At 67.8% G+C, this 24291-nt stretch carries 18 protein-coding genes and 5 pseudogenes; 12 read left to right on the top strand and 11 right to left on the bottom strand.

The annotated features are described in order from the left end of the window. Positions 1-103 (top strand): annotated as a pseudogene (locus ABZT06_RS48410) (alpha/beta hydrolase); the annotation flags it as partial. Between the two features lie 73 nt (positions 104-176). Further along, entirely contained in the window at positions 177-386 is a 210-nt protein-coding gene (locus ABZT06_RS48415; protein WP_355755838.1) for a hypothetical protein, read from the top strand. A 131-nt stretch (positions 387-517) separates the two neighbouring features. Here ABZT06_RS48415 and ABZT06_RS48420 read toward each other — a convergent pair whose 3' ends face one another. Beyond that, positions 518-1612, bottom strand: coding sequence for a hypothetical protein (locus ABZT06_RS48420; protein ID WP_355755840.1), 1095 nt, complete (start codon positions 1610-1612; stop codon positions 518-520). A gap of 102 nt (positions 1613-1714) precedes the next feature. Then, entirely contained in the window at positions 1715-2080 is a 366-nt protein-coding gene (locus tag ABZT06_RS48425; RefSeq protein WP_355755842.1) for a hypothetical protein, read from the bottom strand. Positions 2081-3789: 1709 nt separating this feature from the next. On the opposite strand from ABZT06_RS48425, the gene ABZT06_RS48430 reads away from it, so the two are divergent. Continuing rightward, positions 3790-3948, top strand: a complete 159-nt coding sequence (locus ABZT06_RS48430; RefSeq protein WP_355755844.1) for a hypothetical protein — start codon at positions 3790-3792, stop codon at positions 3946-3948. A 32-nt stretch (positions 3949-3980) separates the two neighbouring features. Then, complete coding sequence (locus ABZT06_RS48435) at positions 3981-4223, top strand: HAD hydrolase-like protein (RefSeq protein ID WP_355755847.1); 243 nt, start codon at positions 3981-3983, stop codon at positions 4221-4223. 671 nt (positions 4224-4894) lie between these two features. Here the strand turns inward: ABZT06_RS48435 and ABZT06_RS48440 are convergent. From ABZT06_RS48440 to ABZT06_RS48460, 5 genes are all read right to left on the bottom strand, one after another. After that, positions 4895-5191, bottom strand: coding sequence for a hypothetical protein (locus ABZT06_RS48440; RefSeq protein WP_355755850.1), 297 nt, complete (start codon positions 5189-5191; stop codon positions 4895-4897). Between the two features lie 123 nt (positions 5192-5314). Further along, on the bottom strand, positions 5315-6727 hold the full coding sequence (locus ABZT06_RS48445) for an aldehyde dehydrogenase (protein ID WP_355755876.1): 1413 nt from the start codon (positions 6725-6727) through the stop codon (positions 5315-5317). Positions 6728-6828: 101 nt separating this feature from the next. Then, positions 6829-7740, bottom strand: a complete 912-nt coding sequence (locus ABZT06_RS48450; protein WP_355755852.1) for an SAM-dependent methyltransferase — start codon at positions 7738-7740, stop codon at positions 6829-6831. A 302-nt stretch (positions 7741-8042) separates the two neighbouring features. Then, the gene (locus ABZT06_RS48455) at positions 8043-8303 is read right to left on the bottom strand and encodes a hypothetical protein (RefSeq protein WP_355755854.1); all 261 of its coding nucleotides are present in this window, start codon (positions 8301-8303) and stop codon (positions 8043-8045) included. 92 nt (positions 8304-8395) lie between these two features. Next, complete coding sequence (locus tag ABZT06_RS48460; RefSeq protein WP_355755857.1) at positions 8396-8596, bottom strand: hypothetical protein; 201 nt, start codon at positions 8594-8596, stop codon at positions 8396-8398. Between the two features lie 233 nt (positions 8597-8829). Between ABZT06_RS48460 and ABZT06_RS48465 the strand changes: the two are divergent. Together ABZT06_RS48465 and ABZT06_RS48470 are read left to right on the top strand one after the other, a co-directional pair. Next, positions 8830-9393: pseudogene (locus ABZT06_RS48465) on the top strand (IS110 family transposase); the annotation flags it as partial. A 337-nt stretch (positions 9394-9730) separates the two neighbouring features. Continuing rightward, on the top strand, positions 9731-11245 hold the full coding sequence (locus tag ABZT06_RS48470; protein WP_355755859.1) for a GMC family oxidoreductase N-terminal domain-containing protein: 1515 nt from the start codon (positions 9731-9733) through the stop codon (positions 11243-11245). 311 nt (positions 11246-11556) lie between these two features. On the opposite strand, the gene ABZT06_RS48475 is transcribed toward ABZT06_RS48470, so the two are convergent. Then, a complete protein-coding gene (locus ABZT06_RS48475; protein WP_355755861.1) occupies positions 11557-11829 on the bottom strand; it encodes an SsgA family sporulation/cell division regulator in 273 nt (90 codons plus the stop codon). Between the two features lie 647 nt (positions 11830-12476). On the opposite strand from ABZT06_RS48475, the gene ABZT06_RS48480 reads away from it, so the two are divergent. Further along, positions 12477-13400: an ABC transporter ATP-binding protein gene (locus ABZT06_RS48480; RefSeq protein ID WP_355755863.1), complete on the top strand. Its 924-nt coding sequence runs from the start codon at positions 12477-12479 to the stop codon at positions 13398-13400. Then, positions 13397-14395 (top strand): ABC transporter permease, encoded by a 999-nt coding sequence (locus tag ABZT06_RS48485; RefSeq protein WP_355755865.1) that lies wholly within the window; start codon positions 13397-13399, stop codon positions 14393-14395. The genes ABZT06_RS48480 and ABZT06_RS48485 overlap by 4 nt, the downstream gene beginning before the upstream one ends. Before the next feature lie 375 nt (positions 14396-14770). Here the strand turns inward: ABZT06_RS48485 and ABZT06_RS48490 are convergent. The 3 genes and pseudogenes from ABZT06_RS48490 to ABZT06_RS48500 all read right to left on the bottom strand — a co-directional run bounded on the left by ABZT06_RS48490 (position 14771) and on the right by ABZT06_RS48500 (position 18868). Then, positions 14771-16301 (bottom strand): annotated as a pseudogene (locus ABZT06_RS48490) (ISL3 family transposase). 148 nt (positions 16302-16449) lie between these two features. Further along, positions 16450-17724 carry an IS701 family transposase gene (locus ABZT06_RS48495; RefSeq protein WP_355755867.1) on the bottom strand — a complete coding sequence of 425 codons (1275 nt, stop codon included), beginning with the start codon at positions 17722-17724 and terminating at the stop codon, positions 16450-16452. 52 nt (positions 17725-17776) lie between these two features. After that, the gene (locus ABZT06_RS48500) at positions 17777-18868 is read right to left on the bottom strand and encodes an IS630 family transposase (protein WP_355755869.1); all 1092 of its coding nucleotides are present in this window, start codon (positions 18866-18868) and stop codon (positions 17777-17779) included. A 153-nt stretch (positions 18869-19021) separates the two neighbouring features. Here ABZT06_RS48500 and ABZT06_RS48505 point away from each other — a divergent pair. From ABZT06_RS48505 to ABZT06_RS48520, 4 genes and pseudogenes are all read left to right on the top strand, one after another. Continuing rightward, a pseudogene (locus ABZT06_RS48505) lies at positions 19022-19785 on the top strand (IS5 family transposase). A gap of 644 nt (positions 19786-20429) precedes the next feature. Next, positions 20430-21134, top strand: a complete 705-nt coding sequence (locus ABZT06_RS48510; protein ID WP_355755872.1) for an ABC transporter ATP-binding protein — start codon at positions 20430-20432, stop codon at positions 21132-21134. Positions 21135-21139: 5 nt separating this feature from the next. Further along, the gene (locus tag ABZT06_RS48515; RefSeq protein WP_355755874.1) at positions 21140-23959 is read left to right on the top strand and encodes an FtsX-like permease family protein; all 2820 of its coding nucleotides are present in this window, start codon (positions 21140-21142) and stop codon (positions 23957-23959) included. A 238-nt stretch (positions 23960-24197) separates the two neighbouring features. Continuing rightward, positions 24198-24291: pseudogene (locus ABZT06_RS48520) on the top strand (DNA-binding response regulator); the annotation flags it as partial.

The following is a 24291-nucleotide window of genomic DNA, read 5'->3' on the forward strand; positions in this document are numbered from 1 at the left end:
CATCCCCGGCGCCAGCCACGTCGACCTCTACGACAAGCGCGAATACATCAACCCCGCCGTCGACAAGCTCACCGACTACTTCACCACCCACCTCACCAAGTGACCCACCTGATGCACGCGGGAGAAGTAGGTCACACGTGTGGCGACAGGAGTCGTCTGCCGCTGAACATCGTATGGTGAACGGCGGCTGTGCGCAGGACCATCCGGACGAACCCCTGTGCGCGGCGGCGGTCGTCCCGGCCCTGACCGTGACGCTCGTGGCTCCGCTGCTCGGAATGGCACTGGCCGCTCTGGAACACACCCGGGAGCGGGTGGGCGCCTCGCCCCGTCGGGCCGGTTCGGCCGACGTGCACCCGCACGCAAAGCCGCTCAGGAGGCTGTGCTGAGGCTGTACGGCTCACTCGGCTTCGAGTATCGCGCCCACCTCTCCTTCCGTGAGACAGCAGCGCCGCGGGACTCGGAGGCGCTGTGGTGTGATGCGTCGGCGCACGGGTGCGGTGGTCGGCGTGCGGGCGCTTCAGCGGGCGAGGGACGGCGAGCGGGACGCTTCCTGCCAGGCTCCGTCGCGGGCTATCCGTGTGAGCCGGTCGATGTCGAGCACGGGTGTGGTTCGTGTGCCGGGCAGGTGGTAGGCGCGGGCGTTGACCTCGCTGACGAGCACCCGTACACCGCTCCTCGACAGGGTGTCGACCCGCCACTCGACGGCTCCGGAACCGCCCTTCGCCGACGGCGTCCGGGACGTCAGGACGCGGGTGCCGTCCGATGTCCTGCGTGCTTTGGCGAAAAGTGCAGCGATGTCGGCGTCCTCCGGCTTCCAGTGCTGCACCGTCACGGCCACCAGGCAGGTCCCGAGCCCGTCGTCAACGGTGACGTGGCCGAATCCGGGTTGCCCGCCGGCGTGCGCGACGTCGAGCCCCGAAGGCAGTGATCTCTCGATGATCGCGGTGATTTTGTCGGCGGGCAGGGACTGATCGACACTCGGCGCGGCCGGAGCCGGCACATCGGGCAGCGAGGCGAGCACCGGACGCCACTTCTTTGAATCCGCCATGACGGTGAGTTGCCGCAGCGTGAGGGGCAGGTCTGCGCGGGCTCGGGTTGTCGCCGTTCCCGCACCGGCCGCAACCGTCGCTTCAGACAGCACCAATTGCCGTCCGTCCGTAGTGGTGAGGACAGCGGTCAAGCGCTGGCCGGCGGAGGGACGGGCCCCATCGACGGGCTGCTCGTCAGACAGCAGAACAGCTCCGCGGCGCTTCCTGATGGCGCAGTTGCTGTAAGGGTTGAGCGCGCTGTCAGGACAACTGGAAAACTGAGGAGAAACCGGTGACGGAAGACGGCTGACAGAAATTCTCAGATCACCGACGGCACTGTTTCTCGTCAGGGTGAATGAGACTGCGCTCATCGGTCCGCTGTGAGCGGGGGAAATTCCCGGATTCTGGGTGAGGCTGCCTGCGGGGATAAGCGCGCGCACCGTGCGGATGATCGCGGTCCGCAAAGTGCCTGAATCGCCGGCCCGCTGCACCGGGCCGCTCGAAGAGGCGCAGCCGGTGGCGAGCAGGAGGAAGGCTGCCGTGGCGAGCAGAACCGTCGACCGACGGCAATCAGGTGACTTCATGACTCCGATCCGAAAGCGGTCGCGCGGGCCGAGGGGGACCTGGCCGGCCACATCACGGGCGGGTGACCGACCGGGCCCCCTGCTACGGTGCCGCGACGGCGATCAGCAGGGGCGGCCGGAGGAGATGCTGTCGTTGTAGGGGTAACTCAAAGTGTTCCAGGTGTAGTTGTTCTGAAACACGCCCTGGATCCCGGAGTAGTTGGTGTCCGTCCAGAGGCACCAGGTACGGCCGCTGTAGTTCTGGATGTAGGAAATGCTGTCCTGGAAATTCCCGTTGCTGGCGTACGACATGTTGGGGACGTCGGTGTACTCGTAGGTGCAGCGGTTGGAACTGTTGTAGGCGTCCTGGCAGAGCTTGATCGTGCCGGATGTCGGCGCGGCCGACGCGGGAACGGCGGTGAACGCGGTCAGTGCCACGGCCGTCAAAGCCAGGCCGACAGCCGCCGTGGCCTTCTTCGTGAACCGCATGAACACTCCTTCTCGAACGACGCAGGGCGTGTCCGGCTATTGAGCCGGAGGTCGATGAGCGTCAGCAACTTAAACGATGCCCTCGCGGCCGGACAAGAGATTCATTTCCGAACGAATTTCTGCCGGATGAGGTTCTGTGAGCAGTCTCACGTGACTGAATAGCGCGCCTTTGGTTTGCGAATTACTGCCCTCCGGTAACCCCGCGGAGGAGGCTGACATGCGGTGGCGGAAGCGGGTTCAGGTGGTGCATGGACGCGTTCCCCGTGGAAGTGGCCGATATCTGTCGGCAGGCTGCCGCGCCGGGGACGCGGAGATCGCGCTAGGAGAGGGCTGGTCGCGGTCGGGAGCGGTGACAGCGTCGGGATCGGCGATGGGTACGTGTGGAACTCAGGCTGCCCCCAACGACGGCGTGGTGCGTGTCTGTGGGGCCTGCCCCATCGCTTCCCGGCTGGGTGTGCGCAACCCGGGAGGTGTCGCGTCCGTCAGCGGTGACGCCCCCGACCCGGCTTCCGAACGTAGCCAGTGGGCGTGGCGGGCCTTCGAATGCGAACCGCCGTCCCGATGGTTCCTGGACCGGCATGCTTTCCCCCTGCGTGCCGGCCCAGGTACGGCCCGCCTGATCCCGTCCCTGTGTCTGCCCCCGCCGAGGCAGGGGCATCTGGGTCCACGTCAACCACGGCGGCCCCACGCACGCCTGCATCGGCCTCTGCAGGGCCCGCACGAAGCAGTAGCTGCGCACGCTCGATCCCGCGGACCATCCCACGCCGTCCTGGGCGACGCGGCGTCGCTCGCCCATTGACGGTGTCCACCGAGGGGTGGACCAGGGACCGAAGGGACCGGCTTTCTGAATCTTCCTTGCCTGTCAGGCCATGGACGGAGCGCGCCGGTGGCCCTGAAGGTATGCCTGCGGACATCGGACCCGCATCACACAAGCAGGTGATATCGCACCCTCACGAAAGGGAGCGGATGCGTGATGTGCAGGCGGACGTTGCCGACACCCTCCTTGTTCGAGGGGTGCGAGAGGTGCGACAGGTCCGAGGTGGGGCGGCCGAGACGGTCGCCGAGGTGCGACCTTCTACTGTCATTGCTGGTTCACCGAGGTGGTCACGCACGGCAGGACGACCAGGCGCCTCTTCTAGCCCGCGTCCGCGATGCAGGCCCGGTCTTCACGCTCTTGCACACGATGCAGCTCTGGGTGGGCTTCTTGACCGTCCACTTCTGGTAGCCGAAATCCATTGCAGGGCCAGGTGCGCAGTTCGCCGCCGTCGCTGTCGTCCATGCACAGCCCGGTGTGCACATTGCGGTACGTCTCCGCGCCCGCCGCGTGGGCAATGGGAGCGGAGGAGGCAGGCCTAGGGGCTCATACAGGGCGTGGAATTTTCGTGGGGGCAGACCGCGTTCGATGGGCGCTCCGTGCTGCCGGGTTCCGTCCCGTTGTGCCGGGACCTGATCTCCGGCCGGATCCCGCGACGATCCTGCAGGCTAGGGCCAATGCATGCCTCTTGCCTTGTTCGACGTGGACGGCGGCACCCTGGTCGACCGTCGTGCCGCGTTCGCGGAATGCCATAGCCGAGCTCGTCCACGACCATGCCTACGGGCCGGAGATCGAGAGCTGGTGCGTGTCGAGTTGGCCGCCGTTGCCGATCGCGGCGACTTCGAGAGTCTGCGTGACACGTTCCAGCTCGGGGAGTCGGCCGAGGATCTGTGACATGTACGTCGACCGCTTGGCGTCTGCCGTGCACTGCAGGCGCATCGTGCTGGACAGTCTGGCACGGCTGAAGGACGCCGGCTGGAGCATCTGCGTCGCGATCAACGGAGCCGGTGACATCCAGCAGGCCAAGGTCCGGGCCACGGGCTCGCCGATCTGATCGACGGGATCGCCGCATCCGGTGACATCGACGTGCGCAAGTCCGCCGCACGGCTCTTCGAGCTTGCCGCCGCTGGGAGCGGCACGCAGTTGACGGCCGGGGACTGGATGAGCGGGGACAATCCCGAGACCGACATCGCCGGTGCCGCGGCGGCAGGTCTGCGCACGATCTGGGTGCGGGGTCGTGACCAACTTGCAGGGCTCACGGTTCCGCACCACACGGCTGACGGGGTCGTCGAGCCCGTCGACTATCTGCTGGCCAACTCCACGCTGTAGCCGGGTCTGGTCACGGGATGCGCTCGCGCCGGCGGTGCAGGAGTGCGCGCAGGGCCGGGTTGTGGTCGGTGCGGCGACAGACCAGGTTCAGTTCCACGGCGGCCGGTGTGAGCAGTTCGAGGGGGTTTGATGACGACGTCGGGGTGGCGCAGTCGTGCGGCGGTCACGGGCACCGAGGCCTACGTTGACCAGGGGCAGGGTGCTGTGCACCTGGCTGAGGTACTGCGAGTACACGGGCGTGACATGGGCGGAGCGGAAGACACTGATCAGCACTTCGTGGAAGTACCGGGCCTCCACGGGTGAGTCCATCAACAGCTATTGGCCTTCGAACTCCTCGATGCACAGCATTCCTTGACGGCCCCGCCAGTTCGTGGTTCGAGGGCTGTGCGACGCGACGGCATCATCACCATCAGCGGCTCTGCGCCTCCTCACGCGTGGGCGCGACAACTGGACATTTAACTGGCGGGTATGCGGTCCACGACCTGTCCTAGCGACAGGCCTGGCGTCAGCGTCCAGGAACTCGCCCTGACCGGAGCCAATCACCATCCCGACACGCAGTCACCCTGCAACGGTCTCGTGGGTGGTGAGCGTCACCGGTGACCGGTGGCTTCACACACCGAAGGGGTGCCCAGCCGACATGGGTTGGGCACCCCTTCAGGCAAAAGTACCTGTCAGTAGTGGGCCCACCACAGGTTGACCTTGATCGCACTGGCCGAGGAGCAGTAGTACTGCTCGGCACCCGTGGGGTTGGCGGTGCCGTAGGTGGCGTAGTTCTTCTGGTTCTCCGCAGCCTGACACAGCGTCCAGGCGGACACCCCCCAACTGGTCGTGTAGTAAGACGTTTTGTATTCGTTGTGCAGAGCCGTGGGAGCTGCCGAAGCCGAGCCGGCGCTTGCCGCGAGCAGGCAGGCAGCCGCGGTGGCGGCCAGCGCAATTCCGGTGGAGTTTTGCTTGAGCTTCTTGATCATGCCTGCAGTAAACCTTTTAACGTCCTCCCATTACAAGAGATGAGAGCGCCAACGAATTTCAGTATTAAAAGGTTCTTCAACACGGAAAAACTTTATGGTGCTGTCCGTACCCGGTGGCTGCTCTCAAGGCGTCGGCATGAAGACGGATTTCGTCTCCAGGAAACTCTCCAGCCCCTCAGGTCCGCCCTCTCGGCCGATCCCGGACAACTTGCAGCCGCCGAAGGGCACGTTCGGTGACATCTCGAATCCGTTCACGGCAAGGTGGCCGGCCCGCACCCGTAGCGCCACCTCAAGCGCGGTGTCGGCGTCCGCTCCGTACACACTTCCGCTAAGTCCGTAGTCCGTGTTATTGGCGATGCGTACGGCGTCGTCCACGTCGTCGTACGCCTGCAACGTGATCACTGGGCCGAAGATCTCCTCACGCGCGATGGTCATATCGGTCTTGACGTCGGTGAAGACGGTGGGATCGATGTAGTGCCCTCGGTCGAGACCGTGCCGCCTGCCGCCTCCAGTCAACAGGCGGGCGCCCTCACGACGGCCCGTTTCCGTGTAAGCGAGAACGCGGGCGTACTGGCGTGCGTTGAGCACCGGCCCGACGTCAGTCGCCGGATCCCAGGGATCACCGACGGTCAGCGTTTCGACCGCAGCGACACATGCCTCCTCCACCTCGGCCATGCGGTGTCGCGGGGCCAACACCGGGGTCTGTGCGAAGCAGATCTGCCCGGAGAACGGCATCGCCAGCGGGACGAGGGCAGGCATCACGGTGGTCAGATCGGCGTCGTCGAGGAGGATCGCGGCGGACTTGCCGCCCAACTCCAGCGTTGTGCGGGCCATGCGGCGGGCGGCGACTTCGGCAATGCGTGTGCCCACGGCCAGGCTGCCGGTGAAACTAATCTTGTCCACCGCGGGGTGGGCGACCAGGCGGGCGGACAGTTCCGCGTCAGCCGTCACCACATTGACGACACCAGGAGGAATGCCGGCGGCGATCGCGCACTCGGCCATGACCAGGGCCTCCAGCGGGCTTTCGACCGGTGATTTCAGCACGACGGCGCATCCGGCGGCCAAAGCGGCGCCTATCTTGTGCGCGAAGATGCCGAAGGTCGCGTTCCAGGGTGCGATCAGCGCGGCCACACCCACCGGTTCACGCAGCACCCGGGCGTGGCCGCGGCGGGTGGGGCGCCGGTCGGCAAAAGGAAAGGTGCCCGCGAGCCGGGCGAAGAAGTCGAGGCGTCTTTCACCTGCCCCGATGAGGCCCTGGGCGAAGCTGACAGGAGCCCCGACCTGCGCGGTCCATAGTCCCGTCAGCAAGGGGAGTCGCCGACGGACCTCCTCGGTGAACCGCGCGAGGTGAGCGGCGCGTTCGGCGGCGGGCATCCGTGGCCAGGGGCCGTGATTGAATGCGTCACGGGCCGAAGCGACTGCCCGGTCCACGTCACTCTCGTCGGCAAGCGGGAGGTCCAGGGTGGGTTCCTCCGTCGACGGCGAGGTCAGCGTGACTCGGCGTCCGGAGTTCGCTCGCACCCACCGGCCGCCCATCGGGAAGCACTGCAGGAACTCGTCCGGCAGGTCAAGGGGAAAGCGCGCTGTCCCCACGGCCGTCGGGGTGGCAGGGGGCTGCACGGCCCGGTCCGCGGCGCTCACGCGGCCACGGACCTGAGGGCGGCGGAGCAGGTGGCGAAGATCCACCGGTTGGCGGCCAGCGCGTCGTCCGGAGCCGGCTGAGGACCGCGGCCGTACTGACGTGTGAAGTCGAACGGGGTGTACACGTCGCTCGTCCAGCCCAGGGCCGCCAGTTCGGCGACGGTTTGCGGACGCGCCTCCGCGCTCAGCAGGGCGAGCAGATCGATCCCCGTCCGCTCCCGCACGGCTGCGTAAATGGGGTAGTCACGTTGTGCCACCGCGTCGACCCCGTGTTTGACCTCGCAGCCGAGCACGCTTCCGGGGGCGCTGTGGGTGTCAAGGATCCGCAGGAGATCCCGCTCCGCCGTGGGCGGCAGATAGGGCAGCAGCCCCTCGGCGAGCCATGCTGTCGGGCGGGTGGGGTCGAAGCCGGCGGCGATCAGCGGGCCGGTCCAGTCCTGCCGGAGGTCGACAGGCAGGGCGACGCGTGCGGCCCGCGGTACGGCGTTGCGTGCGTCGAGCACGGACTGCTTGAAGCGGAGCACGTCCTCGTGATCGATCTCGAAGACCGTGGTGCCGTCCGGCCACGCCAGGCGGTGTGCGCGCGTGTCGAGGCCGGCTCCGAGCACGACCACCTGACGGCAGTTGTGGGCCGCTTCTGTGAGGAAGTCATCGAACGCCCGGGTACGCAGACCGAAAAAGCGGGCCAGCCGACCCCACAGCGGATCCGCGTCGCCGTCCGGCACCTGGCCGAGGTGGGTGGGCCAGTCGGCACATCCCGGCGCCGTCTCCAAAAAGGCCCGCGCGTATGTGTCCCGAGCCAGGGCGTCGGTCCGTGTCGCCTCGATCGACCGTCCCGCGGCAACGAGAAACGCAGTCATCCCCACACCGGCCACTCCAGTACCGCTCACCTTTTCTGTGCCGGTCATCATGCTCCTTGCTTCATCGGCAGTGCAGGCGCGGGTCTCGTGCGCCGCCGGGGTCGCCCGTCGGCACGAGATCGCTCGCACACCCCACATCTGGACACTTTCTCCGCTGAAACGTTTGCGGTGGTGACTCGGGTTCACACCATCAGGTGCCAGGCTTGGTGGTGTGATCCGAGTCACCGCCGCAAACATTTGAAGGAGGAAGTGTCTGGGTGTTGACCCGTGGGGCCGGCCGGCCCGCCCTTTCGGTCTGCGGCCCCAGGTCAACGCGGGCCACGCCGTCGTGTCCGGAGGCAAGTGGTTTGTCACCGCGGCGGAGGCGAGCGCGAGGTGGCGGGAGGGCGGCAGAGGGATCGGGTGCGTGTCGGGTTTGTCATTACTCCGATCGCGCCATTGGTGAGGTCCAGGACGTTGGCGCGGGACAGCAGCCAGCGGAGGTTTGCTGCTCCCAGGCGGTGGCGTCGGCCCAGGCGCAGCGGGCTGCGGTAGAAGTGCAGGGTCGAGTCGGGGGTGGCGCGTTGGATGTCGGCGGCGTAGGTGCCGTTGCAGGAGACTGGGGCAACCAAGTGTCGGTGCAGCCGAAGGCGGGGCCCTGACTTGTCCACGGCAGGGGGACGCGGCAGCCGTCGCGGCCGCGCATGCGGTGACCGTCGCGTTCTCACGCCGGATCTTGGCGTGCCGAGTCCGGCAGGGCCGGGTCCTCTGCCAGGCCGAGTTCCTCGCCCTGGTACGGGTAGGCGGATCCGGGCAGGGCCAGCATGAGCCCGGTGGCCGCCCGCGCGGCGCGGCCCCTGCCATGGGGTCGGGCTGGAGTCGTCGGCTCGACCAAGGCGCCCGCCTCGGCATTGACGTCCCCCATTACCTTCTTGATCGGCCCCGCAATGGGGTTCCCGGCCTCCGGGTCCGGCAAGACTGGTCCCCCCTGTTGACCATGATCTGGGGGGTGGTGTCACCGGTCCCGGAGGCACTGGCAGACCGCTGATTAGGGGCATGCCCACCGGTTCCCGCGAGGGACTTGGGAGGCTCTTCGTAATGTGGATGCTGGCAGCTGGTGCCGCAGGTGAGGCCGGGACGCTCAACCGGAGGACGCACGTGATCGACACCAGTGACATCGGCGCCTTCCTCGGCCTGGACGTCGGCAAGGGCGAACACCACGCCACCGCCGTCACCCCGGAAGGGAAGAAAGCCTTCGACAAGCGGCTACCTAACAGCGAACCCAAGCTGCGGGAACTCTTCGAGAAGCTGCAGGCCAAGCACGGCACCGTGCTCGTCGACCAGCCCGCCTCCATCGGCGCCCTGCCCCTGGCCGTCGCCCGGGATGCCGGCTGCCAGGTGGCCTATCTGCCGGGCCTGACCATGCGGCGGATCGCCGATCTCCACCCAGGCGAAGCCAAGACGGATGCCCGCGATGCGTTCATCATCGCGGACGCCGCCCGCGCCATGCCACACACGCTCCGCGCCCTCGAGCTGGAAGACGAGACCGTCGCCGAGCTGGAGATGATCGTGGGCTTCGACGACGACCGCGCCGACGAGGCGACCCGCATCAGCAACCGGCTGCGCGGTCTGCTCACCCAGATCCATCCCTCGCTGGAGTGAGTCCTGGGCCCACGCATCCAGCACCCGGCCGTGCTGCTGATGCTCGACCAGTTCGGCTCTTCCGCTGGGCATCGGACCGAGGAAGCGCTCGGCACGCGGTGTGAGGCTTTCAAGAATCTCAGGGGACGGCTCCAAGGGAACGGCAGCGACCCCCTGGACGAGGACGAAGTCCGCGGCGTCACATCCTGTCGTTCCGGGCACCCGATGCTCACACGTGCCCGATGAGCCGATGGGCGCATCGGGCGTATCTGCAGGCGAGCGTTTGCTCCCTAGAGATACATATTTCGCGCACACTTGTGGTTCACTGATACTCGATATGAAGAATCATTGGTTCGTCCGTTGTTGCGGTCGATGTCGAACCGACGATTCGCCAAGAACCAGGGAGAACGGATCAGTCATGTCTTCTCAGCAATCTGACCACGACGTCGTCATCGTCGGCGGCGGCACGGCCGGCTGTGTGCTCGCCGCGCGTCTGAGTGAGGACCCCGGCACCCGTGTGCTGCTGCTGGAGGCGGGATCGGCCAACCTGCCCGAGGCCGTGGCGTACCCGCCGGCCTGGCCCTCTCTCGCCGCCTCGGAGGCCGGCTGGGGGGACGCCACGGTGGTCCAGCAGTCCTCCGGAGCGCCGGTGCCACTTCCTCGTGGGCGGGGCCTGGGCGGCTCGTCCGCCATCAACGCCATGGTCTTCGCCCGCGGTCACCACAGCAGCTACGACAGCTGGAGCGAACACGGCGCCAAGGGCTGGGCGTACGACGACCTGCGCCCCTACTTTCAGCGCAGCGAGACGGCCACAAGCGGTACTCGCGGCCGCGGCACCGACGGCCCGCTCACCGTCGGACCGGCCCGGCACCCCAACGAGGTCCTGCTCGCCTGCCTCGACGGCGCGGTCGAGACCGGTCACCGCCGGGCCCTCGACATCAGCGGCGGCTTGGAGGAGGGCTTCGCCCCGGTCGACCTCAACATCGTCGACGGCCGCCGGCAGAGCGCCGCCGATGCCTACCTCGCCCCGGCACTGGACCGCCCCAACCTTGACGTGGTCACCGGAGCGACCGCGCACCGGCTAATCTTCGAAGGCACGCGGTGCGTCGGTATGGAGTACGGCGTCGACGGCTCCACCCGCATCGCGATGGCAGCCAGCGACGTAGTGCTGACGGCCGGGGCCATCGGCTCCGCGCTGCTCCTGCAGCGCTCCGGTGTCGGCGCGGAGGAGGACCTGCGGCAGGCCGGGGTCGACGTCTTCCACCGGCTCCCGGGGGTGGGCCGCAACCTCCACGACCACCCGCGTGCCAACCTCGTCTACGAGGCCCAGCAGCCGGTTCCCACCCCGCGCAACAACCATGGCGAGATCCTGGGGCTCTTGCGCAGCACCCCGGACGTCGACGGGCCGGACATGCAGATCATCTTCATCGACATCCCGTTGCCCAACCCGGTCGCGCCGGTCCAGAACGGCTTCACCATCGGGATCTCGCCGATGCGGCCGATCAGCCGCGGATCGCTCCGGATCAGCTCGGCCGACCCCTACGCGGCACCAGTGATCGATCCGCGTTACTTCACCGCGGACCAAGACGTCCGCGTCGTGCTGTCCGGCATCGCCACGGCCCGCCGGATCGCCGGTTCGGCCGCCCTCGCCGGATGGGGGGTGAAGGAGATCAGCCCGGGGCTCGACGCGGTGGACGAGGAAACGCTCGCCCGCCACGTCCGCAGGTACTTCGGCTCCTACTGTCACCCGGTCGGCACCTGCCTCCTGGGTGAGGACGAGATGTCTGTCGTCGACTCGGAGCTGCGCGTACACGGCCTCGACGGCCTGCGGATCGCCGACGGCTCGGTGATCCCCTCCATACCGTCCAACAACACCAATGCCACGGTGTACGCCATCGCCGAGCGCGCCGCCGACCTGCTGCGCCGTTCCTGATAGGCGTTCGCGCCGACGCTTGTCGTCCTCGACACGGCTCGAGCACGCGAAGAAGACGTGCGATGTCCGTCGGCGCGGCCCAGCATGTGCATCTGCCGACTCCCTCTGCCACCTCCGTGCGTCGTGGCTAGGCAGGACAGGGCGGGTGTGCCGCGCCCGTCGGGACACCGGCCGAGCGACGTCCCTGACTCCTTCACTGGGCATCACTCACACACACCTGACACGGGCGTGGAATGTGTCGCCCGCCCGGTCAACGGGCGAGCCTGACAGACGGTTTTCACGCTGCAGAAGCAGCGGGTGAAATGGCCCGTTCAGAGATCCTTGGCACCCGGTAGTGGTGACGAAGCTCGCTGAGTACACGCTCGTCGACAGCCCTGACGTCCCACAAGGAGCTGTCGAACTCGGTCAGGAAACATGTCGAGGTCAGCCTCAACGGTGGCCTCTCCGTCGGTGCCTTGGAAACTGAGAAGGAGGCGTGCGTGCTGCGGGCCGCACGACGGCCACACCCCTATGTCACCGTCGCCGCTGGGCGCCAGCAGACCGGCGGCGAACATGTCCCGGCCCAGGAACCAGGTGACCTCCACCTCGCGTCGAGGATGAGATCAAGACGTACGACGAAGGGATCGGCAGCACTGTAACGGAACCGGCCACCAAGGATGCATCGTTCGAGCGGGGCGAAGAGGAATGTGCAGCATCAGGGACTCGGCGGGCGGATGGCTGTTTCTCCGGCGGGACGAAGGGTGCTGGGGCATCGTGGCTCTCCTCGGGTACAAACCCTGTGTGCCTCATCGTGCGCCCCGCCCGGATTCGACCGCCGGAGAGACCGACCGCCGCACGGTGGTGATAACCGCAGCCTGACATGCGGCTGATGCCCTCGCGGTGACGCGCCCGCCGCCGGTCCGTTTGCCCGGTCGGCCGTGGTTCATGACCGACCGGGCTGAAGGGAACATACCGACGCTCCACCCCGAGCGGTCGTTCGACTGCTCAGTCCCTCATACGTAGCATCCACGCACGCTGGAGCGGCAGACACATACTTTGGTATGCCCCGCCGTGCGCAACGCCCGTCTTTCGTCGCCCGGCCAGGCCGCATCCCCCGACCTTCGGCCGAAGACCCGGCCGCTATGGCGCACCTAGCGTTGCCGACCATGAAAACGTTCACCCCTCGGCACGCCACGTGCACCGATGGCCCGTCCGTGCTAACGCGCGCCTGCGCTCACGGGAAGTACACGTCATGACCGAATACGCTCTGGAGGCCATCGGACTGGGCCGGCGCTACCGCCGCGGCTGGGCGCTGCGCGACTGCTCCTTCCGGCTGCCCGCCGGGCGGCTGTGCGCCCTGGTCGGACCGAACGGCGCGGGCAAGACCACCTTGCTCTCGCTGGCCGCGGACCTGCTCACCCCGAGCACCGGAATGATCAGCGTGTTCGGCGAGGCCCCCGCCAGCTCCGCCGCCCGACGTCGCACGGCCTTCCTCAGCCAGGACAAGGCCCTCTACAAACGCTTCAGGGTCGAGGAGATCCTGCGCATGGGGCGCGAACTCAACCCCTCCTGGGACCAGGTGCGAGCCGAAGGGATCATCGCCGAGGGCAACGTGCCGTTGTCCGCGCGGGTCGGCACCCTCTCCGGAGGCCAGCGCACCCGGGTCGCCTTTGCGTTGACGCTGGGCAAACGGCCCGATGTTGTCCTGCTCGACGAACCGATGGCCGATCTCGACCCACTGGTACGGCGCCAGATGACGGACATGCTCATGCACGACGCCGCCCAGAACGGCACGACCGTGGTGATGTCCTCGCACATGGTCGCCGAACTCGAAGGCTCCTGCGACTATCTCGTCCTCGTCAACGACGGCACCGTCCGGCTGGCGGGTGAAATCGACGCGATCAGTGACGCCCACCGCCTAGTGTCCGCGCCCGACACCGCCACCAGCCGGCCGACGGAACTGGCAGGGCACGACGTCGTCGAGAGCCGCCGGACGCCCGACGGCCGGTTCACTGCGCTCATCCGCCCCCGCGGCCCGCTGCCGCGCGGCTGGCAGGTCGGCCCACCCGGTTTGGAGGATCTTCTGCTCGCCCATCTGCGTACCACCGACGTCCCCCCGCTGATCACGACGAGCGCCAGCGTTGGCACCGCGCAGTCCGCGGAGGTGACAGCGTGACCACCTTTGCCCTCCCCCGGCCGCCTCGTGCTCTGCGACTGCGTGGCCTCATCTGGCTGGTGTGGCGGCAGAACCGCGTCGCCTTCTGGATCGGCCTCGGCATCGCCCTCGCGGTGGCCGTCTACGCCGCCGTCCGCCACCAGGAGACGGTGAAAGCCATCGACCAGCGGCACTTGGACGCGTGCCGTGGTGTGATCGATCCGTCCTCGCCGTGCTTTTCGAAGATCCTCGCTTTCGGTGCCGACTACCAGTACCCGATGCGCCGTCCTCTGCAGGTGATGATCGTTCTGCCGCTGCTGTTCGGCCTGTTTTTCGGCGGTCCGCAACTGGCCCAGGAACTGGAGACCGGCACCTACCGGACCGCCTGCTCCCAGTCGGTGTCCCGGGTGCGCTGGTTCCTGGCGAAGCTCGCCGTGCCTGCGGCCATGACTGCGCTGATCAGTGCCGTCCTCGCCCTGGCCATGACCTGGTGGTGGCACCCGGTGGCTGACGTGATGGTCGGCCAGTTTCCCTGGTACCAGTGGTATCCGTATTACGGCATCGGACCCGTGGTGGTGGGCCTGTCTGTGCTGCTGTTCGTGGTGGGAGCGACGTTCGGCCTGCTGCTGCGGCGTACCGTCGCCGCCATGGCGGCCACGCTGGTCGTAGGTGCGGGGGTGCTTGTGCTGCTGGACCGGATCCGCGGGCACCTGCTGCCGACGGTGACCGTGAACAAGCAGCACACCAGCGCGATCCCCGGTCCCGATGACGCCTGGGTGATGTCCGACGGCCCCCTCTCCGCTTCCGGCGCCCGGGTCTCGGACGTCAACATCTGCTACTCGTCGCACGACTTCGACAAGTGCCTCACCGCTCACGGACGGACCGGCCATTGGGCCGACTATCACCCCGCCTCACATTTGTGGCCGATGCAGGGGGTGGAGACCGCTCTGTGTCTGATGCTCGCGGCGGCGCTCACCGCACTGTGCCTCTGGTGGATGCGGCGGCGCCTGGTCTGACGCGCGGGTGCGGTACGGCCCCCTCGTACACACCCCGGCAGTACGTGAGCGCAGGAATCGCATACGCACTGCATCAGGAAATGCTGCTTCCTCGCTGCCCTCGCACCAGCCATTCCGGACGCTGACCTGCCGGCGCCGGTCCGCCGACCCTCAGGGCGCAGCGGGCAGGCGGTATCGCCCCCTAACGCCTTGCCCGGCCCGCCGTAAGGAAGATGCTTCGATGACCGCCGATCCCTCAATCGTGCGCGTCCTGGACGAGCGCCGCATCCGCACGCTGCTGCCCGCACAGGAAGCCCTGGATGTCACCAAGTGGGCTCTCGTGGGACTGTCAAACGAGTGGCCCTGTCTCATATTCGGTGGTGACGGAGCGTGCGGCTATCCGAGGAGGATGCGATGGCGAAGCAGGGTGAAGCCTGCCCGTCCGTGCATCTGGCGCGCGATCCGCTTGGTCTTGGTGTTGACGCCCTCGGTGGGGCCGTTGCTGTAGGAAAGTGTGAGGGCGGCGTTTACGGCGTCGCGGTCTCGTTCCAGACCTCGGGCGAAGGCATGCAGGTGGGGCAGGTCGGCGCCGCGGACCTGGACGATCCAGCGCGAGAGGGCGTCGGCGTTGTCGGCGTGAGGTGCAAGGAGCGGGGTGAAGTCGCGGATGTCTGCGGCCAGTTGGGTCATCTCGGGGCAGGCGGCGGTGAGTTTGGCCAGGAGCTCGTGTTGCTCGGCCTTGAGGTTGTCGGGCCTGGTCAGCAGCATTCGGGCGAGCCTGCGCGGGGAGATGTGGCTGCGGTCGGCGTCCGCGCGGCCTTGGTTGATGTACTTGTGCAGGAGGTTCAGGCAGCCCGTGAAGCCGAGGGCTTTGATCTCTTCGAAGAGGTGCTGGACGGGGACGCCGGGATCCTCGGCCCGGCGTTTGCGCAGGTGCTCGCGGTAGGGGTCAACGAGGCTGGCGCGGTACTTGGGGACGCGGAGCATCCGCGCGGGCCGGTCGGCGCGGGCATAGCGTTTGACAGTGTTCAGGGCCAGTCCCAGGCGGCGGGCGCATTCAAGCAGGCCCACGCCCTGGTTGAGCAGGTCGTGGACCTGGTGCCAGCGCTCCAGGGTGGTCTGGGCGCGGGGTCCGTCGTAGATAGGCGCGTCCAGTACGGTGGCCCAGCAGGTGCTGTGCGCCTTGACCTCGCTCAGAGCGGCTTCGCACAGGTTGTGCCACAGATGCCACCGATCACCGACCTGCGTCACACGGGGCAGGGCGCGGCGGATCGCCTCGGCGTAGGTCGCGGAGCCGTCGCGGCACACGATCTCGATGCCCGGATGCTCGCGCAGCCATGCTTCTAGGGTGTCGGCCGTGCGGTCGGGCAGCACGTCGATTCGCTCGTGGGTCTCGGCATCGATGATCACGGTGGCGTAGCGATGCCGCCGGCGCAGAGCGAAGTCGTCGACGCCGATCACGCGGGGCGCCCGCCCGGTGGGCAACGGGATCCGCAGCAGGGCGCGCAGAGCCGTGTGACGCGAGACGCCCGCCGCGAGTATCGCCAGCAAACGTGCCCCGCCCGGCCCGCTAACTCCTTGACCACCGCCTTGACTTGCCTGGTCAGGCGAGTGGTGCGTCGCTGGTATCGGTCCAGAACTCCAGGAACCTGCTCGCGGAAGGTATGTCGGCAGCCGCGGGTGGGGCACACCAGACGTCGCACTCGCGCACGGACCACCACCCGCCGGCCGTCGACCGGTACGTCCGCCAGTGATAGCCGTGCACCCGCCCCGACGACACCCCGCACACCGGGCAGGCCGCAGCGTCCTGCGGAGTCCGTGCCCGCACCACGACTCGCTCGCCCTCGTCGACCACATCCTCGATGACCAGCGGGGACAGTCCTGAAAACACCGTCTGCACAAGCTCGTTGACATCCTTCACATGGATACCAACGACACCTCACCACTCTGCGTCACCACCGAATATGAGACAGGGCCGAACGTCTTACAGTCCCAGTACTTAGTGCTTCATGAGGTTCTGGTTCTGCTGGTTGTGAGGGGGCGGCCGCAGGTGCTGCAGGTGCCGGTCCAGCACCTCAGCAGGTCTTGCAGGGTGTCGAGGGTCTGGTAGAGGCTTGGGCTGGTGCTTCGCCTTTTGGGTCGAGCCTGCGCAGGGTGAGGAATGCCTGCGCGGCGGTGACGAGGGTGACGTGGTGGTGCCAGCCGCGCCAGGTTCGGCCTTCGAAGTGGTCGAGTCCCAGGCCGTGTTTGAGCTCGCGGTAATCGTGTTCGATCCGCCAGCGCATCTTGGCCCACCGCACCAGGCCAGCGGTCGGTGTGGCAGGCGGCAGGTTCGATATCCAGTAGTCGGTCGGGGCGTCCTGGTCGTGCGGCCATTCGACCAGGAGGGTCTCGGTGGGCAGGACGCCGTTCCATCGGTTGCGGCCGCCGCCTGATTCCTGTGCGGCGGCCAGGGACTGTTTGCCCGCGGGCCGCACCGTCAGCACCGTGAACCGTGAGGTCATCACGCCCTTGCTGCCCTGGCGCCAGGTCACCTCGGAGAATCGCTGGGCACCCGCCTGCGCGGCGAGGGTGGAGAGGGCTCGCGGCGGGGTGCGGTAGCGGGCAAGGGTGGGCGGCCCGAGTCCGCCATAAGCGGGCTGGTGCGGCCGGGCATCCTCCGGATGAGCGACTTCCTTCCCGTTCAGGGCCAGGACATAGGACAGTCCTCGCTCCTGGAGACCATGCCGGAACGGCGTGCTGACGCCGTAGCCGGCGTCGGCGACCACGACCGGGGTCTTCAACTGACATGCGGCGAGTGTGTCCAGCAGGCCGAGTGCAAGACGCCACTTCTCTTGATGCACCACGCCGTCGGGGATTCCTGCCCTGCGGCACCGGTCGGGCTCGTGCGTCCACTCGCGCGGCAGATACAACTGCCACTCCAAGGGGCACGAAGCGGTGTCAGTGGCGGCATGGACACTGACCGCGACCTGGCAGTTCGCCCGCTTGCCGACCGCTCCGCAGTACTGGCGGGCCACCCCGACCGACGCCTTGCCGCACTTGGGGAACGACACGTCGTCGATCACCCACACCTCGGGCCTGACAACGTGGGACAGCCGCTCGGCGATCCGCTGCCTGACCGGCAGCGGATCCCACGGCGACTGGTTCACGAACTGCTGCAGGGCCTGCATGTTGCCGTCCGGCAGCCGCGCGGCCATCGGCTGGATCGACTTGCGCCGGCCATCCAGCATCAGCCCCCGCAGATAGCACTCACCCTTGGCCCGCTGATCTGTACGCGGCACCGAGGCGAACACATCGGCCACGAACAGCCCCAACGCGGCCCGTAATCGGTTCACTTCATGCCTGTCCACACCCTCAACATGCTCTTGATCAGCGCAAACGTATAGACCTAACGAAGCACTACTAGTCTTCTGAGTCAGGAATTCTATTCAGATAGCTGGCGAGGCGTTCGAGGATCTCATCCGCGGTCTTCGTCCAGACGTAGGGCTTGGGGTTGGTGTTCCATGCGGCGATCCAGGTGCGGATGTCCTTCTCCAACGCGTGGACTGTCTTGTGGACCCCTCGTCGTATCTGCTTGTTCGTCAGTTCGGCGAACCATCGCTCGACGAGGTTGAGCCAGGACGACCCGGTGGGGGTGAAGTGCAGGTGGAAGCGTGGGTGGGCCAGCAGCCAGGTCTTGATGGCCGGGGTCTTGTGGGTGGCGTAGTTGTCCAGCACCAGATGGACGTCCAGGTCCGCCGGGATCTCCTGGTCGAGCTTGATCAGGAACTTCTTGAACTCCTCGGCCCGGTGCCAGCGGTGCAGGGAGCCGATCACCTTGCCGGTGGCGACTTCCAGTGCGGCGAACAGTGTTGTGGTGCCTGCACGCACGTAGTCGTACGTGACCCGCTGCGGAACACCCGGCATCATCGGCAGCACCGGCTGGGAGCGGTCCAGCGCCTGGATCTGCGATTTCTCGTCGACGCAGAACACCAAAGCCCGTTCGGGCGGGTCCAGATACAGGCCCACAACGTCATGGACCTTGTCGACGAAGTACGGGTCCGTCGACAGCTTGAACGTCTCCGAGCGGTGCGGCTGCAGACCGAACGCCCGCCAGATCCGAGACACGCTCGACTGCGACAGGCCCATCTCCTTGGCCATCGCCCTCGTCGACCAGTGCGTGGCGTTCTTCGGCGTGCTCTCCAGCGTCTTGGTCACCACGGCGGCCACCTGTTCGTCGGTGACCGTCCGGGGCCCGCCGGACCGTGGCATGTCGCCCAGGCCGGCGATCCGGTGCTCAACGAACCGTGCCCGCCACCGGCCCACCGCATGCGGTGTCGAACCAAGCCGGGCAGCCACGTCCTTGTTCGACTCCCCGTTCGCGCAGGCCAGGATGATCCGGCACCGCAAGGCCCACGCCTGCGGCGTCGAACGGCGCCGTACCCATCCCTCCAGCGCAGCCCGTTCTTCATCCGACAGCGTCAACTCGGCCTTCGGCCGCCCAGTCCGTGCCACCTGGCAAGCCTACACATCTGAACAGAATTCCTGACTCAGAAGACTAGGTCGTGTCCGCAAAGTGGTTCGGGCGTTGGTCCTTTCGTGGTGCGTCGTCATGAGCTGACCGATGAGTCGTGGGCGGTGATCGAGCCGTTGCTCGCCCCGCCGCGGATGGGCCGTCCAGTGCGGGATCGCCGTGAGGTGGTCAACGGGATCCTGTGGAAGCTGTCCACGGGGGCTGCCTGGCGGGACCTGCCCGAACGCTATGGCCCGTGGAAGACGGTCTACGAACGCTTCCGTCGCTGGTCCGCCGACGGCACCTGGGACCGGCTGCTGGCTCACGTCCAGCAGTACTGCGACGCCGTCGGTGCGGTCGACTGGACGGTCGTGTGCGTGGACTCCACGACGGTGCGGGCTCACCAGCACGCGGCCGGGGCCCGAAAAGGGGGCTCTGGCCGGGTGAGGCGATCGGCCGGTCCCGCGGCGGGCTGACCACGAAGATCCACCTCGCCTGCGACGGGCAGGGCCGCCCGCTGGCCTTCACGCTCACCGGCGGCAACGTCAATGACTGCACCCAGTTCGAGCAGGTCATGACCCGCATCAGTGTCAGCCGTTGCGGGCCCGGGAGGCCCCGGACCCGGCCCGAACGCGTCGTTGCCGACAAGGGCTATTCATCGACGAAGATTCGCTCATACCTGCGTCGTCGCGGCATCGAGGCGGCGATCCCTGAGCGGATCGACCAGATCAACGGCCGCATACGGCGCGGTGAGAGCCGTTGCCGGCTCGACCGTGCCGCCTACCGGCGCCGCAACGTCGTCGAGCGCTGCTTCAACAAGCTCAAGCACAACAAAGCCCTGGCCACCCGCTACGACAGACTCGCCCGCCACTACCAGGCCCTGGTAACCATCGCCTGTCTACAACTCTGGCTGCCCTGACATTGCGGACACGACCTAGGCGTTGGACAGTGGGGTGAGTGACGATCCGCCGATCCGTACGCTGCTGCACACCACGGCGGCGTTCCCCCGGTTCAGGCAGGTCGTGGGGGAATACCTGTCCACCCAACAGCTGAGTTGGAGTTCACGGCTTCGCCACCGAGGCCGACTATCACGCCTACGTGGACGCCTACTCTCTGCCCGCTTTCATGCTGGTCGCCTCCCTGCTGGGCCCCGAGCGTGACGCCGGGACACGTCGCAACCACCTGCATGGGTTCACTCACATCCGACGCATACCTCGTCGGCAAAGTCGCGACCACCGACAGTCAGGAATTGGGCCACGTGTCGCCCGCTCGCTCTGCGACGGAAACGACAGGGCGCAATGTGACACGAGTTTGCAGGGGGCTTCTTGTTCACCACGTTCATCCGACGTCCCGGTCCTGGGCGGATGTTGAGGCCGCCCCGCTGCGAGCCGACGGCCTCCTCGAAGCGGGCCTTGAGGTCATATCCGTGATCCGGTTGCCCGCTCAGCAGCGCGCGGCGTGGTGGATGGGCACGTATTTTGTTCGTCTGCCCCTGCTGCTTCCCTCTGCTCTGTGACAACATACGTGTGCATTGAGCCAATGCATGAGGGCGAGGCAGCACAGATGGCTGTGAGCGTGGTGTTGCGCGGGGTGAGCCGTAGGTATCCCGGGCTGACCGCTCTGGACGGGGTCGACCTAGAGGTCGCGGACGGCGAGGCGGTGATGTTGACGGGGTCTTCCGGGGCCGGCAAGTCCACCGTGCTGCATGTGACCGGCGGCATGGACGTGCCCGACGAGGGGCATGTCGAGATCGACGGCACCGAGCTGCAACCCCGGGACTTGGACGGGCACCGTCGGCGTATCGGTTTCGTCTTCCAGCGCTTTCACCTGCTGCCCGCGCTCACCGCGCTGGACAACGTGCTCGCCCCGGTCCTGCCGCGCAGGGTGGACTTCGACCGGCGTGAGCGCGGCATGGAACTGCTCGAAGCGGTCGGGCTCGCCGACCGCGCCGACGCCCTGCCCTCGCAGTTGTCCGGCGGACAGCAGCAACGCATCGCCGTGGCCCGCGCGTTGATCAACCGGCCGGGGCTGCTGCTAGCCGATGAGCCGACGGGCAACCTGGACAGTGTGATCGGCCGCGAGATCATCGACCTGCTGATGTCGTTGCGCGGGCAGTATGGGATGACAATGCTGATCGCCACCCATGACGCGGAGGTCGCCGCCCTCGGCGACCGGGTAGTGCGTCTGCAGGACGGCAGGATCACCTCGGACCAGCGCATCACGCCGTCCGGCGACGTCCTGGACCGGCTGGGGGGTCTGCGGCCGTGATAGCGATGATCCTCGAGCAACTCCGGCGGCGACGCGGACGCGCGCTGGCCCTGGCCGCCGGCATCCTGGTGGCGGCGACCAGCTTCACCCTGCTGACCGCGACCGTGAGCACGAGCCGGGCCACCACCGTGGGCGCCGTCCAGGCGAACGCGCGGTCCGCCTACGACATCCTGGTGCGTCCGCCGGACTCGCACACCGACGTGGAGCGGCACAACGGGCTGGTCGCACCGAACTTCCTGTCCGGCACGTTCGGCGGGATCACCATGAACCAGTACCGGCGCATCCGCGACATGGCCGGGGTCGACGTGGCCGCACCGGTCGCCAACATCGGCTACCTCATGGTGTCGAGTTACGTCACCGTGGACGTGTCCCGCTTCCTGGACGGCAAGGCGTCCCGGCAGATCCTGCGCCTCAGACCGACGCTCACGGCCGGACTGGGCAGCTACCGTGCCGCCGACCAGTACGTATACCTCACCCGCAGCCCCCTGACGTCGGGGACGTCGGCGGACGGTACCTTCCGGTCCGACACACTGGAGAAGGGCGCGGTCGACAAGAAGACCCGGCGATATCAGCTGAACGGGAAGTACGGCGTCTGCTTCTACTTCAACCGGGACAAGACCGAACAAACCGAGTTCAACCTCGAGTTGCCGATGAAGCCGAACCTCATCGGCGAGGACCGCAGGGAAATCTCGGCGTTCGAACCCGACCTGCAGTCGCAGATGAACTGCCAGTCCGGGCGGGGCAAGGCCACCGCCGACATCTGGGTCGGTTACCCCGTCCTGCTGTCCGGCATCGACCCGGTGGCCGAGAACCGACTAGTGGGCCTGGGCGACACGATCACCTCCGGCCGGATGCTCACCGAGCGGGACAAGCCGTACACGCTCCCGCCCTCCAAAAGCGTTCACGGAGCGCACGACGCATACTTCCCGGCCCTGCTCAGCAGCAGTCCGCTGACCTCAGGAACGCTAGGCGCCACCGTCGAACGCCTCGACGTCGGCGACCCGGACAAACTGCCCTCCGAACTGGGCAGCCCCACCGCCGACAGCTTCGTCCGCAGCCTGCTCGGCACCGCGGTGGGCCATGTCGACGCCGACCTCAGTGAGGGGTACCGCAAGACGCTGGACGAGAACTCCTTCGACACCAACGCCTATTGGACGGTCGGCCCAGTCACCTACCGCAAGACGCCCGGCGGCGGCCTTGCCGTGCAGGCGCAGCCGCCGCAGAAGCCCGGCCTGTGGGTGACCAGCGACGACCAGCCGGTGCCCAACGTTCCCGAGGAGAACCAGGGCCCCCAGTACCGGAAGGTGACCAAGCACGCCTCGACGGATTGCCTCGGGCAGAGCTGGTGCAGCGGCGTCGACTCCGGACGCCTGCCCAATCCCTTCGTCCACCTGGTGGGCCGCTATGACACCAGCAAGCTCCCCGGCTTCTCACCGCTGTCCCAGGCCCCGCTGGAGACCTACCAGCCGCCCCAGGTGACGGGCGCGGACAGCGACACCCGCGCGGCACTGCAAGGCCGGCCGCTGCAGCCCGACCGCAATCTGGGCGGCTACGTCAGCCCACCGCCCACCATGCTGACGACGATGGACTCCATCACCTCGCTCACCAAGAGCCGCAGGGTGCCGGGCCTTCAGGACAAAGCGCCGATCAGCGCAATCAGGATCCGGGTGGCCGGAGTGACCGGCGTCGACACCGCCTCCCGCGCGCGGGTGAACGCGGTCGCCGGGCAGATAAGAGCCGCCTATCCCCGCCTCCAGGTGGACGTCACCGTCGGCAGCTCCCCCGCCCCGCAGACGGTGGCGCTGAGCCCCACCGTTCAGGTGACGGAGCGCTGGGTCGCCAAGGGAGTGGCCCTGCGCATCCTCAGGGCGGTGGACGCCAAGAGCGCAGTGCTCTTCGCCCTGGTCCTCATCGTGTGCGCCCTTTTCCTCGCGCAGGCGGCGCTGGCCTCGGTGCGCTCCCGTCGCACCGAGATCGGAACACTGCGCTGCCTGGGCTGGAGCGGCAGCGAGGTGCTCCGCCTGATCCTCGGTGAACTCGCCGCGATCGGTCTCGCCGCCGGGGCCGCGGGCTCGTTGCTCGCCTACGGGCTGGGCAGGATGCTGCACCAGCCCGACGCCGGCGGCAGGTCCCTGCTCGTGCTGCCGGTGGCGCTCCTGCTGGCCACTGTCGCGGGTCTGATCCCCGCCTGGCTCGCGACCCGGCTGGGTCCGATGGAAGCCGTCCGGCCGCCGGTGACGGCGGCCCGCCGGGCTCGCCCGGTGCGTTCGATAGCCGGGCTCGCCGCACTCAACCTGCTGCGGGTACGGGGCCGCACCCTACTGGGTGCGGCTGGGCTGGCGCTGGGAGTGGCCGCCTTCACGGTGCTGCTCGCCCTGACGCTGACCTTCCGCGGCGAGGTTGCCGGCTCGCTCCTGGGCAACGCCGTGGTGGCGCAAGCCCGTAGAGCGGACTACCTGAGCGTCGCCCTGTCGCTGCTGCTGGGCGCCGCCGGTGCCGTCGACGTCCTGGTCCTCTCTCAGCGTGAACGCGCCGCAGACCTCGCGGTGCTGCGGGCGACCGGCTGGACGGACCGCGACCTGGCGAGGCTGACCTTCTGCGAGGGGATCGGGCTGGCTCTGCTGGGCGGCCTGTCCGGCGCAGTGGCCGGTCTGGCCGGGGTGCTGTCGCTCGGACAGGGCTTGCTGCACGGACACCTTCTGGCGCTCGCCGGTGCCGCACTGCTGGCCACGCTGGCCTCAACCGCCCTGGTCAGTGCCGCCCTGACGGTGCCGATACGACGGCTGTCCCGCATCGCCCCCGCCCATCTGCTCGCAGCCGACTGAACACACACGGCGACGCGTATGACGCAGACCGTCGACGTGTCGGCGGGCGCTGCGACCGGTCGACCCGAGCGGGCCGCTCGCGGCCGGCACGCTCGCCCGGCGGCGGATTCTCCGACAGCCCGGGCTGTCGTCCGTCACCGACACCAGGACGGTGGGGCGGTGTATGCGTCGGTCGACACCGGCCCCGCCCACGCCAAGACATCGTCACCGCGCACCGGCTACGGCCTGGTCGGCCTGCCGGCGGCTGCGCCCCGATGTGTGCCTGCTCGACATCCGGATGCCGAGTCTCGACGGCCTGGAGGCCACCCGCCAGCTTGCGGGCCCCGAGGCCC

The sequence above is a fragment of the Streptomyces sp. NPDC005483 genome (assembly GCF_040606035.1).
GTDB lineage: Bacteria > Actinomycetota > Actinomycetes > Streptomycetales > Streptomycetaceae > Streptomyces.

What these genes read in the sequence shown, in the direction of transcription:
- ABZT06_RS48420 (WP_355755840.1), bottom strand. Translation starts at nt 1,612, where the DNA reads ATGAAGTCACCTGATTGCCGTCGGTCGACGGTTCTGCTCGCCACGGCA.
- ABZT06_RS48425 (WP_355755842.1), bottom strand. Translation starts at nt 2,080, where the DNA reads ATGCGGTTCACGAAGAAGGCCACGGCGGCTGTCGGCCTGGCTTTGACG.
- ABZT06_RS48430 (WP_355755844.1), top strand. Translation starts at nt 3,790, where the DNA reads ATGTACGTCGACCGCTTGGCGTCTGCCGTGCACTGCAGGCGCATCGTG.
- ABZT06_RS48440 (WP_355755850.1), bottom strand. Translation starts at nt 5,191, where the DNA reads ATGATCAAGAAGCTCAAGCAAAACTCCACCGGAATTGCGCTGGCCGCC.
- ABZT06_RS48445 (WP_355755876.1), bottom strand. Translation starts at nt 6,727, where the DNA reads ATGGGCGGCCGGTGGGTGCGAGCGAACTCCGGACGCCGAGTCACGCTG.
- ABZT06_RS48450 (WP_355755852.1), bottom strand. Translation starts at nt 7,740, where the DNA reads ATGACCGGCACAGAAAAGGTGAGCGGTACTGGAGTGGCCGGTGTGGGG.
- ABZT06_RS48460 (WP_355755857.1), bottom strand. Translation starts at nt 8,596, where the DNA reads ATGGGGGACGTCAATGCCGAGGCGGGCGCCTTGGTCGAGCCGACGACT.
- ABZT06_RS48470 (WP_355755859.1), top strand. Translation starts at nt 9,731, where the DNA reads ATGTCTTCTCAGCAATCTGACCACGACGTCGTCATCGTCGGCGGCGGC.
- ABZT06_RS48480 (WP_355755863.1), top strand. Translation starts at nt 12,477, where the DNA reads ATGACCGAATACGCTCTGGAGGCCATCGGACTGGGCCGGCGCTACCGC.
- ABZT06_RS48510 (WP_355755872.1), top strand. Translation starts at nt 20,430, where the DNA reads ATGGCTGTGAGCGTGGTGTTGCGCGGGGTGAGCCGTAGGTATCCCGGG.
- ABZT06_RS48515 (WP_355755874.1), top strand. Translation starts at nt 21,140, where the DNA reads ATGATCCTCGAGCAACTCCGGCGGCGACGCGGACGCGCGCTGGCCCTG.